Origin of the sequence: Aquincola tertiaricarbonis (assembly GCF_023573145.1) — a bacterium.
Taxonomy (GTDB): Bacteria; Pseudomonadota; Gammaproteobacteria; order Burkholderiales; family Burkholderiaceae_C; genus Aquincola; species Aquincola tertiaricarbonis_B.
Window position 1 is genome coordinate 41,547 of the sequence record NZ_CP097635.1, and the last position, 15,307, is coordinate 56,853.

The 15,307-nt window shown below is 71.3% G+C and carries 14 protein-coding genes; 8 read left to right on the forward strand and 6 right to left on the reverse strand.

Features of this window, described 5'->3' with window-relative positions:
* Positions 1–8 precede the first annotated feature (8 nt).
* The 3 genes from soxZ to MW290_RS00235 are packed head-to-tail and all read right to left on the reverse strand — an operon-like array spanning position 9 to position 2,245.
* Positions 9–323 (reverse strand): thiosulfate oxidation carrier complex protein SoxZ, encoded by a 315-nt coding sequence (soxZ, locus tag MW290_RS00225; protein ID WP_250195352.1) that lies wholly within the window; start codon positions 321–323, stop codon positions 9–11.
* Between the two features lie 18 nt (positions 324–341).
* A complete protein-coding gene (locus MW290_RS00230; protein ID WP_250195353.1) occupies positions 342–851 on the reverse strand; it encodes a thiosulfate oxidation carrier protein SoxY in 510 nt (169 codons plus the stop codon).
* A gap of 41 nt (positions 852–892) precedes the next feature.
* Positions 893–2,245, reverse strand: a complete 1,353-nt coding sequence (locus tag MW290_RS00235; protein WP_250195354.1) for an MFS transporter — start codon at positions 2,243–2,245, stop codon at positions 893–895.
* Positions 2,246–2,374: 129 nt separating this feature from the next.
* Between MW290_RS00235 and MW290_RS00240 the strand changes: the two genes are divergently transcribed.
* On the forward strand, positions 2,375–4,396 hold the full coding sequence (locus MW290_RS00240; RefSeq protein ID WP_250195355.1) for a DEAD/DEAH box helicase: 2,022 nt from the start codon (positions 2,375–2,377) through the stop codon (positions 4,394–4,396).
* Between the two features lie 43 nt (positions 4,397–4,439).
* On the opposite strand, the gene MW290_RS00245 is transcribed toward MW290_RS00240, so the two are convergent.
* The gene (locus MW290_RS00245) at positions 4,440–4,727 is read right to left on the reverse strand and encodes a type II toxin-antitoxin system ParD family antitoxin (RefSeq protein WP_250195356.1); all 288 of its coding nucleotides are present in this window, start codon (positions 4,725–4,727) and stop codon (positions 4,440–4,442) included.
* Positions 4,728–4,806: 79 nt separating this feature from the next.
* Positions 4,807–5,736: a pyridoxal-phosphate dependent enzyme gene (locus MW290_RS00250; RefSeq protein ID WP_250195357.1), complete on the reverse strand. Its 930-nt coding sequence runs from the start codon at positions 5,734–5,736 to the stop codon at positions 4,807–4,809.
* A 254-nt stretch (positions 5,737–5,990) separates the two neighbouring features.
* On the opposite strand from MW290_RS00250, the gene MW290_RS00255 reads away from it, so the two are divergent.
* On the forward strand, positions 5,991–7,688 hold the full coding sequence (locus tag MW290_RS00255) for a response regulator (protein ID WP_250195358.1): 1,698 nt from the start codon (positions 5,991–5,993) through the stop codon (positions 7,686–7,688).
* Between the two features lie 2 nt (positions 7,689–7,690).
* On the opposite strand, the gene MW290_RS00260 is transcribed toward MW290_RS00255, so the two are convergent.
* Positions 7,691–8,713, reverse strand: a complete 1,023-nt coding sequence (locus MW290_RS00260; RefSeq protein WP_250195359.1) for an SDR family oxidoreductase — start codon at positions 8,711–8,713, stop codon at positions 7,691–7,693.
* Positions 8,714–8,842: 129 nt separating this feature from the next.
* Here MW290_RS00260 and MW290_RS00265 point away from each other — a divergent pair, with 129 nt between their 5' ends.
* From MW290_RS00265 to MW290_RS00290, 6 genes are read left to right on the forward strand one after another with little or no spacing between them, the layout of a single operon-like run.
* On the forward strand, positions 8,843–10,441 hold the full coding sequence (locus MW290_RS00265) for an ABC transporter substrate-binding protein (RefSeq protein ID WP_250195360.1): 1,599 nt from the start codon (positions 8,843–8,845) through the stop codon (positions 10,439–10,441).
* Between the two features lie 25 nt (positions 10,442–10,466).
* Entirely contained in the window at positions 10,467–11,444 is a 978-nt protein-coding gene (locus MW290_RS00270) for an ABC transporter permease (RefSeq protein ID WP_250195361.1), read from the forward strand.
* A complete protein-coding gene (locus tag MW290_RS00275) occupies positions 11,441–12,364 on the forward strand; it encodes an ABC transporter permease (protein WP_250195362.1) in 924 nt (307 codons plus the stop codon). The genes MW290_RS00270 and MW290_RS00275 overlap by 4 nt, the downstream gene beginning before the upstream one ends.
* Positions 12,364–13,362 carry an ABC transporter ATP-binding protein gene (locus MW290_RS00280; protein ID WP_250195363.1) on the forward strand — a complete coding sequence of 333 codons (999 nt, stop codon included), beginning with the start codon at positions 12,364–12,366 and terminating at the stop codon, positions 13,360–13,362. The genes MW290_RS00275 and MW290_RS00280 overlap by 1 nt, the downstream gene beginning before the upstream one ends.
* Positions 13,355–14,407, forward strand: coding sequence for an ABC transporter ATP-binding protein (locus MW290_RS00285; RefSeq protein ID WP_250195364.1), 1,053 nt, complete (start codon positions 13,355–13,357; stop codon positions 14,405–14,407). The genes MW290_RS00280 and MW290_RS00285 overlap by 8 nt, the downstream gene beginning before the upstream one ends.
* Positions 14,404–15,306, forward strand: coding sequence for an N-formylglutamate amidohydrolase (locus MW290_RS00290; protein ID WP_250195365.1), 903 nt, complete (start codon positions 14,404–14,406; stop codon positions 15,304–15,306). Before MW290_RS00285 ends, MW290_RS00290 begins: the two co-directional genes overlap by 4 nt.
* Position 15,307: the final 1 nt, after the last annotated feature.

Here is a 15,307-nt window from a genome sequence, read left to right on the forward strand (position 1 = left end):
TCAGGCGCTCAGGCCACCACGCCTTCGCCCGTGCCGCGCCGGCCGCGGTTGTCCAGCCACGCCACCTGAAGCCGGTCGCCAGGCTGCACGTCGCGCAGCGTGAACTGCAGGCTGGGGTTCTTCGATACCGCGGTGCCCCACTGCGCCTGCAGCACCGGCTGGCCGGCCAGCGTCACCACCACCTCGGTGATGTACCAGGCCGGCACGCGCTGGCCGCTCGCGTCCTGGCGCAGGCCCGTTTCCATCTCGTGCGCCATCAGCAGCCGCACCACCGCGCGGCCATCGGCGGTGGCGCGGGCACGCACCAGCACCGCATCAGCCATGGCCACATCCCTGGCGCTTCATGCGCAGCCCCCCAGCACCACGGTGCAGCGGTGGCGGGCATACCGCACCCGGCCATCGGCCAGCCAGGCCACCGCATAGACATCGGTCGATTCAGCCATCTTCACCCGCAGGCTGAAGTCGGGCTCCACGCGCGGGCCGGGCTCGAACAGCGCGCACAGCATCGCCGGGTTGCGCTCGATCAGCAGCGCCAGCCGCGTGACGCCGGGCAGCGTGCTGGCCAGCCGCACCGGCACCACGGCGCCGTTTTCGGCCACGTCGGGCACCTCCAGCTGCACGCCTTCATCGAGCCGCGGCGCGGCGCTGCCCAGGGCCCGCATCACCGCCGCCAGCGAGCGACCATGGAATGCAGGGCGCGCATCCACCGGCGCTGCCTCCGTGCCCTGCGCGCTCAGGCCGGCCGGCAGCAGGCCCAGGCCCGCCAGCCAGCCGGCCAGCCGCAGCGACTGCTGCACCGACTGCAGCAGCAGCACGCGGCGCGGAGGAGGCGTTGGCACAAGCGGGGGCATGGGCCGATGCTAAGCCCGTCCGTCAACCGCCCCACCCTCGATCACGGCTGCCCCTCCGGGCACGAAGCCTGCCGGCGCAACAGCGCCAGCAGCACCAGGGGCGGCAGCGCCGCCAGCGGCGTGAGCAGGAACCAGGTGGCGTAAGCGTCCAGGGCTGGGCCGCCGCGGGCCTGCAGTGCCTCCACTGCCGCGCCCGACAGCCCGCCGAGCAGGCCGGGCAGCAGCGTCATCAGCGAAGACAGCAGCGCGAACTGCGCCGCAGTGGCCTGCCGGTGCGTGAGCCGGCTGGCCAGCGCCACCATCGCGGCCGCCGCCAGCCCGGCGCTGAAGCCCTCGAACATCGCGGCCGGCACCCACACGCTGCGCAGCCCGCCCGACCAGGCCAGCAACGCAAAGCCCGCGTTGGACAGCGCCGCCAGACTGACGCCGGTGGCCAGCGCCACCACGCTGCCCCAGCGCAGGCCCAGCCAGCCGGCCGCCACCACGCCAAGCAACATCGCCGGAAAGCCGAACAGGCCGCGCACCACCGCGATCTGCCGCGCGTTGAAGCCCAGGTCGGCGTACAGCGGCGCCACCATGGCGTTGATCAACCCGTCGGGCACGAAGTACAGCGCCAGCAGGGGCACCAGCGGCAGGCTGGCCCGGCCATGCTGCTGCCAGAACAGCGGCAGCGGCCGCCACAGCGCCTGCAGCAGGCCATCCAGGCCAGCGCGTTCGGCGATGCCGAGCAGCGGCACCGCAGCCGCCGGCTCGCGCGCCCAGGCCACCGCAGCCAGGCCGGCCAGGCCGCCCAGCGCGGCGCAGGCATAGGCCAGCGGCCAGCCGAGCGCGGCCGAGGCGGCGAAGATGGGCACGTTGCCCGCGAAATAGCCCAGCCGCACGCCCAGCACGTAGGCCGAAGCCATCACCTCCTGCTCGCCATCGGCCGCGCTCTCGATGCGCCAGGCATCCACCGCGATGTCCTGCGTGGCCGAGGCCAGCGCGGTGAGCATGGCCCAGGCCGCGAACAGGCCCAGCCCGCCGCCCGGCCCGGTGGCGGCCATGCCCAGGATGCCGGCGATCGCACCCAGCTGGCCCAGCAGCATCCAGGCGCGCCGGTGGCCCAGGCGCCGTGCCAGCCAGGGCAGCCGCAGCGCATCGACCAGGGGCGCCCAGAGGAACTTGAACGAAAAGAACAGCCCCACCCAGCTGAGAAAACCGATGGTCGCCAGCGCGATGCCCTCCGAGCGCAGCCAGAAACCCAGCGTGACGGTGACCATCACCGGCGGCATGCCGGTGGCCAGGCCCAACAGCACGGCCAGCGCCACCTTGGGCTGGCGCAGCAGGGCCATGGCCTGCGCCAGCGTGGGCCGCAACGGCGGAGAAGCGATCGACCGGTCGAGAACGGCGCTCATGGCGGTGGCGGGGCTGGCAGCAGGAACCCGGGTTGTAACGCAAGGCCGCGGCGCGCGCAGCCCAAACATGGTCAACTCCGCCCCCCGCCCAAAAGCCCTGTTCCGTTCGACCGCCCCGCCCTTGCCGTCATGAGCCTTGCCGACCTGCGCGCCGCCCTTCAAGCCGAGCTGGCCGCCACGCCCGAGTTCTACGATTTCAAGGTGCAGCGCAGCGAGCGCGACGGCTCGCTGTGGCGGGTGACGCTGGAGCCCGGCTATGTCTATGCCGAGGGCCAGCGGCCGGGCCAGGCTTCGGCCCAGGCGCTGCTGGACGACAGCCTGGACGGCGCCTCGGCCTGGTGGGGCGCGCCCGTCAAAGGCGGCGCCAGCGTGCTGGCCGTGGTGCCCGAGGACGACCAGCTGGTGCTGCAGAACGCCAGCGCACCGCCACCGGGGCCGGATGCGCTGATCCGCCTCTACCCCACCCGCTTTTTGAATGCGGTGGCCGATGCCTGGTGGGACACCCCCTGGGCCGAGCAGGCGCTGGCCGCGCTGCCGGACCTGACGGATCCGCAGCCGGTGGACGACGGCCCCGCGCTCACCGGCGCGCCCTTCCGCTGGCTGCGGCCGGCGCAGCGGCAGGCGCTGGCCCTGGTGCGGCACAGCAGCGCCTTCTTGTGGGGGCCACCCGGCACCGGCAAGACCACCACGCTGGGCGTTCTGCTGGCGGAGTACCTGGACACACGGCCCCAGGCCCGCGTGCTGCTGCTGTCCACCACCAACCATGCGGTGGACCTGGCCACGCTGGCGGTGGACAAGGCGCTGGAAAAAGGCCGTCGCCCGCAATGGCGGGGCGGCGTGCAGCGGCTGGGCACCCGCTTCGATGCCGCCGCCTACGCCGGCCGCGAGCACCTGATTCCCACCGACGACCAGGACCTGATCGGCCAGCTGGCGCGGGCCGAGGCGGCGCGCCCGCCAGCCCGCGATGCGGCGGCGCTGCAGGCCTGGTCGGACCGCGTGGCCAAGCTGCGCGATGCCTTGCGCGCCGCTTCGCTGCAGGTGCTGCGCCGCTGCCGGCTGGCCAGCATGACGACCACCCGCGCCGCCTTCACGCTCAAGACGCTGCGCGAGCTGGCGCCGGCCGAGGGCGAGCCGCCCTTCGACCTGCTGGTGTTCGACGAGGCCAGCCAGGTGAGCCTGGCGCATGCGCTGGCGCTGATGCCGCTGGGCCGGGCACGCCTCTTCGCGGGCGATCCGCAGCAGCTGTCACCGGTGCTGCGCAGCAGCGACCGCGGCGCCCAGCGCTGGCTGGGCCGCTCGGCCTTTGCGCACAAGCCGACACGTGGTCCGGCGGTGGCGCTGCTGGACGAACAGTCGCGCATGGCCGCGCCCATCGGCGAGCTCGTGAGCGACCTGTTCTACGACGGCCTGCTGCGGGTGGCCGACGATGCCCGCGCCTCACCGGTCTGGAACGCGGCGCGCCAGCGGGCGCTGGCCGACATCCCGGCCGACACCGCGGTGCATGTGCAGCGCATCCGGCGCGATGGCGGCTGGTCGGCCACCGAGCGCGGCCCGGTGCGGCATGAATCGGCCGAGGCCATCGCGGACTTGCTGGCCCACGGCCTGGCCGAAGGTTGGCAGCCGCACGAGATGATCGTGCTGACGCCTTTCCGCGCGCAACGTGCGCTGATCCGCCAGCGGCTGCGCGCCCGCGGCCTGCCCGAGGCGGTGAAGGTGAGCACCGTGCACCGCGCGCAGGGCAGCGAAGCGCCGCTGGTGCTGTTCGACCCCGCCGATGGCGCGCAGCCCTTCCTGCAGACCGAAGAGGCGCGGCGGCTGATCAATGTGGCGCTGAGCCGCGCGCAGGCCAAGGTGGTGGTGTGCCTGTCACCGGCCGACGAAGCCAATCCGGTGCTGGCCGCCATCGTGCACCGGCTGCGGCTGGCGGGCGATGCACGGCCGGTGCGGTCGCTGCTGCAGCTGGCCACGCAGCCGGGCTTTCCCGGCCAGGCGCTGGGCCAGCGCGTGAGCGCCGGCCGCCACGTGGGCGAGCTGTGCCGCGTCAGTACCGACGGCCGGCAGTTCTGGCTGCGCAACGAGCGCAGCGGCGCCGAGCAGTTGTTCGATACCGCGTTCTGGCGGGCAAAGGCGGGGGCAGAAGCGGGCGATTGACGCACGGAGCGCCCAGCCGGCTCGCAAGGCACGCCGCCCAGAGTCAGGGGAGGACATCGGGGTCCGCCCGCTTGCCGCTGTTCATGTCGCGCATGGCCGCTTCGGTGATGCCGTCCAGGGTCTCGGCGCAGTAGGGGATGCCCTCACCGCGGTCGAGTTCGTCGTCGCCCTTGCGAATGGCCGCACGCCAGGCCTGTGCACGCGCCTCATCCGCCTGCATGCGGCTCAGCGCATCACGGATCACCTCGGTCGCGTTGTCGTAGCTGCCACCCGCGACCTTGCCTCGGATGAACGTCTCCATCTCGGGTGGAAGATCGATGTGCATGGTCATGGCCGCTTCCTTATCATGAGCATGACGTTAGCGTACTCACGCCAGCCATGCCGATCAACTAGCACGTCGGCCGCGCCTGCTACGCGGCATCCAGCAACCGCACCAGATCCGCATGCGGCGTGCACACGCCGCCGCACACGATGACCAACAGGCGTTGCGCCTGCTGCAGCACGGGCAGCGCGCGCTGGGCCGGCTCGGTCATGGCCAGGGCCAGCGCGGCGCCGCAGGCGGGCTCCACGATCACACGGTGGTCGTCGGCGAAACGCAGGCAGGCCTGCAGCGCCTCGCGGTCGGTGACCACGGCCGATTGAACCGGGTGCGTGCGGGTGACGGCCAGGGCCTGGTCGGCCACACAGCGCGCGCCCAGGGAGGTGGCCACGCTGGTGATGGCCGGCAGCGTCACCGGCTCACCGGCCTGCATCGCGGCGGCCAGCGAGGCGGCGCCGGTGGTTTCCACCGCCACCACCGGCACGTCGTGCCAGCCCTGCGCCTGCAGCCCCTGCACCACGCCGCTCAGCAGCCCGCCGCCGCCCACCGACAGCACCACCGCATCGGGCTTCCGGCCGGCGGCCGCCACCTCGTTGATCATGCTGGCATGGCCTTGCCACAGCAGCGGATCGTCGAAGGGGTGGATGAAGGCGTCGGTGGGCTGGCGCAGCTGCATCAGGTGGTCGTTGGCCTCCATCCAGCTGCTGCCATGCACCACCACCTGCGCGCCCTGCTGGGCGATCAGCGCCTTGGGTTGCGGCAAGGTGGTCTCGGGCACCACCACCGTCACCGGCAGGCCCAGCCGGCGGCCGGCCCAGGCCACGGCCAGCCCGGCATTGCCGCCGGAAGACGACAGCAGCCGGCGTGCGCCGCGGGCCGCCGCGGCCTCACAGGCATGGCCGACGCCGCGCAGCTTGAAGCTGCCGCAAGGCTGCAGCGCCTCCATCTTGAGCCACACCTGGTGGCCGGGTCGGCCGTAGGCGTCGGATTCGATCAGGGGCGTCTGCAGGTGCAAGGGCATGGGCGTACAACGAGGGCGTCAAGGGATGCCAGCCTAACGCAGCCACCACTTGTTACAGACCCGAGGGTTTTGGCGGGTGGCAAAGCCTGTGAAAGCGGCGCGCCCCGCCGAAAATAAGCCAGCCGTCCCCCCCCCGAAGGAGTAGTCCATGCAGCCGGCAGGCGCGCGCTTTGCCCCACCCACAGTCAGGCTGCGGCGCCGCGGCATGGAGGACTCGGGCATGTTCAAGGACGGGGATGGACAGTGAGCATCGCTTGCGCATCCTGATCGCCGATGACAGCGAGGATCAGGCGCAGATCACGGCCGAGCTGATCAGCCTGTCGCTGCCTTGCGAGATCGAGACGGTGTACGACGGCCAGGCCGCGCTCGACCGCGCACTGGCCTGGCGGCCCGACGCCGTGGTGCTGGACGTGTACATGCCCGGCCTGGACGGCATCGAGGTGGCGCGACGGCTGCGCCAGCATGCCCAGGTGGCGGCCGACTACACCCCGCCCTACTGCGTGGCCGTCACCGGCGACCCCGGGGCGGGCAGCCGGCTGCAGGCGCTCGACCAGCAGTTCGACCGGGTGTTCGCCAAGCCGCTGGACGTGGACCAGCTGATCGCGGCGCTGGCCCGCCTGCATGGCGACGAGCCAGGCGTGGCGCCAGCGGTGCAACCCTTCAACCTGGGCGAGCTGTTCACCCGCGCCGCCCGCCAGGTGCTGCCGGTGGCGCGGCACCTGTCGTTCTCCTTCGATTACCGCGGCGACGGCGTGGTGGTGGAAGGCGAGCCGATCGAGGTGCACTGCTGCCTGCACCGCCTTCTGCTGGCCGCGGTGGACATGCTGTCCGACGGCTTCGTGCTGTTCACCGCCGAGACGGTGATGCGGCCCGGCGGTGCCTGCAGCACGCTGGTGCAGGCCGCCGGCACCGGCACCCTGCGCCCGCCCGAGCAGATGGCCGAGGTGCTGGACCGCATGGGCCTGCTGCCGCCACCGCCGGGCACCCCGACCGGCGAGCCGCCGGCGCGCGAGGGCGTGCAGACGGCCATCGGCCGCTGCCCCAACACCGGCGCCACGGTGCGCTTCACGCTCGATCCGCTGGAAGGCATCCTGCTGCGCGTGGAGCTGCGCTTTGCCCATGCCGCGCCCGACGAAAGCGCCCAGGCCGCCGACGCCACCGGCGCCCGCGCCTGGGTGGTGGACAGTGACGAGGTGCCGGCTGCCTGGCTGCACCGGCGGCTGCAGCGGCTGGGCTGGCGTGTGAAGCGCTTTGCCAACTGCGCCGAGGCCGAGCGCTACGCCGCCGAGCCCGAGGCACGCCCGCCATCGCTGCTGGTGGTGGTGGAGGCCGCTTTGATGCGCCCGGCCGCCGTGCTGGCACTGCAGCACGCGCTGCCACCCACCACGCAATGCGTGCTGGCGGTGATGGCCGGCTCGCCCACGCTGGGCGCGCCCGAGGCTTATGGCAGCTTCGACGTGCGGGTGTATCCGTTCAGCCCGCTGGAGCTGGCCGAGTTCGCGGCCCGCGCCCACCCCGACCAAGCCACCCGCCACAGCGCCCTGCTCACCGGCGCGATGGAACTGGCCGACCGGCCGCTGGTGCTGCTGGTGGACGACAACGAGATCAACCGCCTGGTGGGCCGCGCGCTGGTCGAGGCGCTGGGCTACGAGGTGGTGACGGCCAACGACGGCCTGGACGCCATCGGCCAGTGCCGCATCAAGCGGCCGCAGATCGTGCTGATGGACCTGGACATGCCGGTGCTCCAGGGCGTGGATGCCACGCTGCGCCTGCGTGAGCTGCAGCGCAACGGCGAGATTCCGCCGCTGGCCATCATCGCCGCCACCGCCGACGCCACCGACAACGCCCGCCTGGCCTGCCACCGCGCCGGCATGGACGGCTTCATGACCAAGCCGCTGGACATCGCCGACCTGCGCACGCAGCTGCGGCGCTTCACGGTCTCGCGCGTCTGAGTTCAGCGCCGCTGGCGCCACACCAGCCAGGCGGCCACCGCGCCCACGGCCATCGCCAGCGCAGTGCCGCCGGCCACGGCGGCCGGGGTGCTGACGGCCGGCAGCGTGCGTTCGCGGCGGTAGCCGCCGTCCACCGCGTGGCGGCGCGACGCGTCGAACAGGTTGCCGCTGGTCGGCGCTGCATCGTCCGCATGCTGCAGCGCGGCGTCGAAGAGGCGCTTGGCGGTGCGGCCCATCAGGCCCGGCACCAGCGCATGCACCACCCGCGCCGGCCAGGCCGCACGGCCCACCGTCACGGTCGGCCGTGGCCGCCGCACCAGGTCCACGATGGCGTGGGCCACCTGCTGCGGATCGAGCAACGGCGCCGGGGGCTTGAGCCGGCGGCCGGTGTAGTTGCCGCCGTTCTGGAAGCCCGGCGTGTCCACGAAGGTGGGGTACACCTCGCACACATGCACGTCGGGCAGGTCGGCCTGCTCGGCACGCAGCGATTCGGAGAAGCCGCGCAGTGCGAACTTGCTGGCCGCATAGGCGGTGGCATAAGGCGTGGGCGCCCAGGCGCCGATGGACACCATGTTGATCAAGGTGCCGCGCTGCTGCTGCCGGAAGTACGGCAGCACCGCATGGGCGCCGTTCATCTCGCCGAGCAGGTTGGTTTCCACCACCCGCCGGTGCACCGCGATCGGTATCTCGTCGAAGCGGCCCACCACGCCCACGCCGGCGTTGTTGATCCACACGTCGATGGCGCCGAAGCGCTCGATGGCTGCGTCGGCCAGCGCACGCATCGCGGCCGGGTCGGTCACGTCGGTGGGCACCACCAGCGTGTCGGCCCCAAGGCCTTCGCAGGCCGCGGCCACGGTTTCCAGGGCCGCACGGTCGCGGGCGGCCAGCACCAGCGTGGCGCCCTGTTCGGCCAGCGCCAGCGCGGTGGCGCGGCCGATGCCGCTGGAAGCGCCGGTGAGCACCACCACGCGCGCCCCCAGGCTGCGCGGCGGGGTACGCCAAGATGTATAGGCAGGTTGCAGCATGCCCGCGGCGCGGCAATCGGTGTGCCTGTGTCGCGGCACCGGCGGCGGCGCCATGGCGGTAAACCTGAATGCCACTTGGTGCGGTAATTGCATACGCTGGCTTCCTCTTCGCCACGGACAGACGTTTCCATGCCCATGCGCCACCTGCGGCCCCTCATCGCCGCCCTCGCCGTCGCCACCCTGGCCGGCGCCAGCTTCAACCTCCATGCCCGCGACCTGGTGGTGGCGCTGAAGACCGAGCCCAGCTCGATGGACCCGCAGTACCACGCGCTCACGCCCAACATCCAGCTGTCGCAAACGCTGCTGGACCCGCTGACCTGCGCCGATGCCGACTCCGCGCCCAAGCCCTGCCTGGCCGAATCGTGGAAGGTGGATGGCACCACCTGGACTTTCAAGCTGCGCCCCAACCTAAAGTTCTCCGATGGGTCGCCCGTCACCGCGCAGGACGTGGTGTTCACCTTCGACCGCGTGCCCAAGGTGCCCAACTCGCCGTCGTCCTACACCATCTACCTGCAGCAGATCACCAAGGTGGAAGCGCCCGATCCGCTGACGGTGCGCATCACCACCGCCAAGCCCTACCCGCTGGTGGCCACCAACCTGGCCAACCTGCCCATCCTGTCGGCCAAGGCCGCCGCAGGCCCGGCGCCCGAGGGCAAGACCACCACCGAGATGAACGCCGGCAACGGCCTGGTGGGCGCGGGCCCCTACAAGTTCGTGTCGTGGAAGCGCGGCAGCGAGATCATCTTCGAGCGCAACCCGCACTACTGGGGCCCCAAGCCCGCCTGGGACCGCGTGATCTACCGCCCCATCAGCAACCCCGCCGCCCGGGTGGCCGCGCTGCTGGCCGGCGACGTGGACCTGGTGGAAGACCCGCCCACCGACGACCTGGCCCGGCTGCAGAAGGACCCCAAGCTCACCGTGGTCACCAAGCCGTCCAACCGCATCATCTATGTGGCGCTGGACCAGAACGGCGAGCAGACGCCCGGCATCACCGGCGCCGACGGCAAGCCGCTGCCCAAGAACCCGATGCTGGACAAGCGGGTGCGTGAGGCGCTGTCGCTGGCCATCGACCGCAAGGCGCTGGTCGACCGCATCATGGGCGGCGTGGCCACGCCGGCCGCGCAGCTGCTGCCCTACCCGATGGAAGGCGCCAGCGACAAGCTCACCCAGGCCGCCAAGCCCGACCCCGAGCGTGCCAAGGCGCTGCTGAAGGAGGCCGGCTACCCCAACGGCTTCAACCTGGTGCTGGGCGCGCCCAACGGCCGCTACATCAACGACAGCAAGGTGGCGCAGACCCTGGCCGCGATGTGGACCCGCATCGGCGTCAAGACCACCATCGACAGCAATGCACCGCCGGTGTTCTTCAAGAACCGCGACACCTATGCCTACAGCGCCTACCTGGCGGGCTGGAGCACTGCCACCGGCGAGATGTCGAACACGCTCAATGCGCTGCTCGTCACGCCCAACAAGGAAAAGGGCCTGGGCACCACCAACCGCAGCCGCTATTCCAACCCCGAGATGGACCGCCTGGTCGATGCCTCGGCCGCGGTGATGGACGCAGGCAAGCGCAGTGCGCTGCTGGCCAAGGCCAGCGAGCTGGCAATGGCCGACTTCGCGATGCTGCCGGTGCACTTCGAGCACTCGGTGTGGGCGATGAAGAAGGGCCTGACGCTGGTGGGCCGCTCCGACCAGATGACCATGGTGCAGTACGTGACGCCGGCCAAGTAAGCCGGCCCGCGCAGGCGCAGTTTTCATGCTGGCGTACATCATCCGCCGCCTGATGCAGGCGGTGCTGGTCATGGCCGTGATGTCGGGCCTGGTCTTCGTCGGCCTTTACGTGGTGGGCGATCCGGTCTCGATGATGGCCAGCCCCGAGGCGACGGAACTGGAGCGTGATGCCATCCGGCAGTCGTTCGGGCTCGACAAGCCGCTGTGGCAGCAGTATTCGATCTTCATGTCGCATGCGCTGCGGCTGGACTTCGGCAAGAGCTTTCTCACCGGCCAGCCGGCGATGGGGCTCATCCTGGAGCGCATGCCCGCCACGCTGGAGCTGGCCGTCGTCTCGATGGGGCTGGCGCTGCTGGTGGGCATTCCGCTGGGCATCTGGGCGGGGCTCAAGCCCCAGGCGGTGAGCAGCCGCGCGATCATGACCGGCTCGGTGCTGGGCTTTTCGCTGCCCGGCTTCTGGGTGGGGCTGATGTTCATCATGGTGTTCGCCGTCACGCTGGGCTGGTTGCCGGCCAGCGGACGCGGCCGCACCGTGATGGTGGGCCCGCTGGACCTCAGCGTGCTCACGCTCGACGGCTGGCAGCGCCTGGTGCTGCCGGCACTCACCATCGCGGTGACCAAGGCGGCGCTCATCATCCGCGTCACCCGCGCCGCCACGCGCGAGGCACTGCCGATGGACTACATCAAGTTCGCGCGGGCCAAGGGGCTGGCCTGGAGCCGCATCCTGCGGGTGCACCTGCTCAAGAACATCCTGATTCCCATCGTCACCGTGGGCGGGCTTGAATTCGGCCAGGTGGTGGCCTTCGCGGTGGTCACCGAAACCATCTTCGCCTGGCCCGGCATGGGCAAGCTGCTGCTCGACTCCATCATCACGCTCGACCGTCCGGTGGTGGTGGCCTATCTGATCCTGATCGTGTTCTTCCTGGTGATGCTGAACCTGGTGGTGGACATCCTGTATTCGGTGCTGGACCCGCGGGTGCGGCTGGAGGCTGGCAAGGCATGACGGACACCACGCTTCAAACCGCGGCGGCCACCCCGCTGCCGCCGCCGGAAACCCCGTGGCAGCGGCTGCGCCGCGAGTTCATGGCCAGCAAGCTGGCGATGCTGGGACTGGCGCTGCTGGTGCTGGCGATGGGCGCGGCGCTGCTGGCGCCGTGGATCTCGCCGCAGAACCCCTACGACATCGGCAAGCTGGACATCTTCGACTCCAAGCTGCCGCCGGGCAGCGCCAGTGCCGACGGCGCCCTCACCTACTGGCTGGGCACCGACGGCCAGGCGCGCGACCTGCTGTCGGCCATCCTCTACGGGCTGCGCACCAGCCTGCTGGTCAGCGGCGTGTCGGTGGCCGCGGCGCTGGCCATCGGCAGCGTGGCCGGGCTGGCGGCGGCCTACTTCGGCGGCTGGATCGATGCACTGGTGATGCGCATCGTCGACATCCAGCTGTCGTTCCCGGCCATCCTGGTGGCGCTCATCCTGCTGGCGGTGCTGGGCAAGGGCGTGGACAAGGTCATCATCGCCCTCATCATCGTGCAGTGGGCCTACTTCGCCCGCGCCGCCCGCGGCGCGGCCCTGGTGGAGCGCGGCAAGGAATACGTGGAGGCCGCGCAATGCATGTCGCTGGGCTGGCGCCGGGTGCTGCTGCGCCACATGCTGCCCAACTGCATGCCACCGCTCATCGTCATCGCCACCATCGACCTGGCGCATGCCATCGCGCTGGAGTCCACGCTGTCCTTCCTGGGCGTGGGCGTGCCGGTGACGGAGCCTTCACTGGGCATGCTCATCGCCAACGGCTTCGAGTTCCTGCTGTCGGGGCATTACTGGATCTCGTTCTTCCCCGGCATCGCGCTGGCGCTCAGCATCGTCGGCATCAACCTGGTGGGCGACCACCTGCGGGACGTGCTCAACCCGCACAACGCACACTGATGGCAGCTCCCACGAACACCGCGGCCGAACCGGTGCTGCAGATCGAAGGCCTGAAGACCCACTTCTTCACCCACGGCGGCGTGGTCAAGGCGGTGGACGGCGTCGACCTGCAGGTCAACGCCGGCGAGATCCTGGGCCTGGTCGGCGAATCGGGCTCGGGCAAGAGCATCACCGGCTTTTCGGTCATCGGCCTCATCGACCCGCCCGGCCGCATCGTCGAAGGCCGCATCCGCTACCGCGGCGAAGACCTGGCCCAGGCCGGCGAGCGCCGGCTGCAGCAGGTGCGGGGCAAGGAGATCGCGATGATCTTCCAGGACCCGATGATGACCCTCAACCCCGTGCTGCGGGTGGACACGCAGATGGTGGAAGCCATCCAGGCGCACGAGAAGGTGAGCGAGGCCGCCGCCCGTGCCCGGGCGCGCGAGGCGCTGGCCCGCGTGGGCATCGCGGCGCCCGACGAGCGGCTGCTGGCCTACCCGCACCAGCTGTCGGGCGGCATGCGGCAGCGGGTGGCCATCGCCATCGCGCTGCTCAACCAGCCGCGGCTCATCATCGCCGACGAGCCCACCACCGCGCTGGACGTGACCATCCAGGCGCAGATCCTGTACGAGGTGCAAAAGCTCTGCCGCGAGACCGGCACCGCGCTGGTGTGGATCACCCACGACCTGGCGGTGATCTCGGGCCTGGCCGACCGCATCGCGGTGATGTATGCCGGCCGCATCGTCGAAGCCGGCAGCGCCCGCCAGGTGATCGGCGCCCCGTCCCACCCCTACACCCAAGGCCTGATCGATTCCATCCCCACCCGCCAGACGCACGGCACGCTGCTGCGGCAGATTCCGGGCATGACGCCTTCGCTGCTGCACCTGCCGGCGGGCTGCGCCTTTCGCCCGCGCTGCCCGCGCGCCGATGCCGCCTGCCTGCAGCCGCCGGCCATCGCCGCGCAAGCCTCGGGGGTCGTGAGCCGCTGCTGGCACCCGCTGGAGGCCGCACATGTCTAGACAAGCCCCTGCCGGCACGCCGCTGATCAGCCTGCGCGGCGTGGACAAGCGCTTCGTCAAGCCGGTGGACCTGGCCGGCCGCATCGCCAACCTGCTGGGCGCGAAGCACGCACCGGCCGTGGTGCATGCGGTCAGCGGCGTCGACCTGGACGTGCAGGCCGGCGAAGTGATCGGCATCGTCGGTGAGTCCGGCTGCGGCAAGAGCACGCTGGGCCGCATCGTGGCCGGCATCAACCCGCCCAGCGCCGGCACGGTGCACTACCAGGGCCAGCCGGTGCACAGCCTGCCGCGGGCCGAGCGCCGCGCCTATGAGCTGGGCGTGCAGATGATCTTCCAGAACCCGATGGCTTCACTGAACCCGCGCATGCGGGTGCTGGACATCATCGGCGAGGCGCCGGTGGTGCACGGTCTGGTGCGCAAGGCCGACCAGCGTGCCTACGTGGCCGACCTGATGCGCCAGGTGGGCCTGGATCCGGACTATGCGCAGCGCTATCCGCACCAGTTCTCGGGCGGGCAGCGGCAGCGCATCGGCATCGCGCGGGCGCTGGCGCTCAAGCCCCGCGCCATCGTCTGCGACGAGGCGGTGGCCGCGTTGGACGTGTCCATCCAGGCGCAGGTGCTGAACCTGTTCACCCAGCTGCGGCGCGAGTTCGAGCTCACCTACCTCTTCATCAGCCACAACTTGGGCGTGGTGGGCCACATCGCCGACCGGGTGGTGATCATGTACCTGGGCCGCGTCGTGGAGGTGGCGCCCACCGACACGGTGTTCACCCGCCCCAACCACCCCTACACCCAGGCGCTGCTGGCCGAGCTGCCCACGCTGGACACCACGCGCCGGGCGTACCAGCCCATCCAGGGAGAGCTGCCCTCGCCGCTGGCGCCGCCTTCGGGCTGCGCCTTCCACCCGCGCTGCCCCCAGGCCCTGCCCCGCTGCAGCAGCGAGCGGCCGGCCCTGAAGACGCTGGCCCCCGGGCACACCAGCGCCTGCCACCTGAACGACCTGCCCCAACCCATCACGGTGCACGCCAAAGCAGTCCCCGCATGACACCCACGCCTGATACCCGTGTGCAGCCCCACGCCGCCACGCCGTTCGAGCCCTTCACGCTGCACCAGCCCACCGCCGATGCGGTGCCGCTGGTGGCCGATTCGCCGCACAGCGGCCTGAAGTACCCCGCCGACTTCGGCTACGCCCTGCCCTTCGAAGAATTGCGCGCCGGCGAGGACACCGACGTCGACGTGCTGTGGCAGGCCCTGCCCACCGTCGGCGCCACGCTGCTGGCGGCGGAGTTCCCGCGCAGCTACATCGACCCCAACCGCGACCCGGCCGACCTGGATGCGGCGCTGCTGGACGCGCCATGGCCGCAGGAGCTGCAGCCCAGCGAAAAGACCCGCCTGGGCATCGGCCTGATCTGGCGCGACGCCGGCCATGATGGCCGGCAGCCCATCTACGACCGGCGGCTGAGCGTGGCCGAGGTGCAGGCGCGCATCACCCAGTACCACGCGCCCTACCAGCGCACGCTGCTGCAGCAGATCGAGCAGGCCTACCAGCAGCACGGCGCGGTGTGGCACCTGAACCTGCACTCGATGCCCGCCAACTCGTACGAAGGCCTGCAGATCCAGACCGACAAGCCGCTGGCCGACGTGGTGCTGGGCAACCACGACGGTCGCACCTGCAGCGAAGAATTTATCCAGCTGGTGGCCGAAGCCATGCGCCGCCGCGGCCTGAGCGTGGCCTTCAACGACCCCTTCAAGGGCGTGGCGTTGATCGCCCGCATCGGCCGCCCGGCCGAGCGCCGCCACAGCCTGCAGATCGAGCTGCACCGCGGCCTGTACATGAACGAAGCCACCCGTGAGCGCAGCGCCAACTTCGGCGCCTTGCAACAGGCCCTGGCCGGCGTGGCCGCCGAGCTGGCCGCCTACGTCCGCCAGCAAACCCGAGGATGAA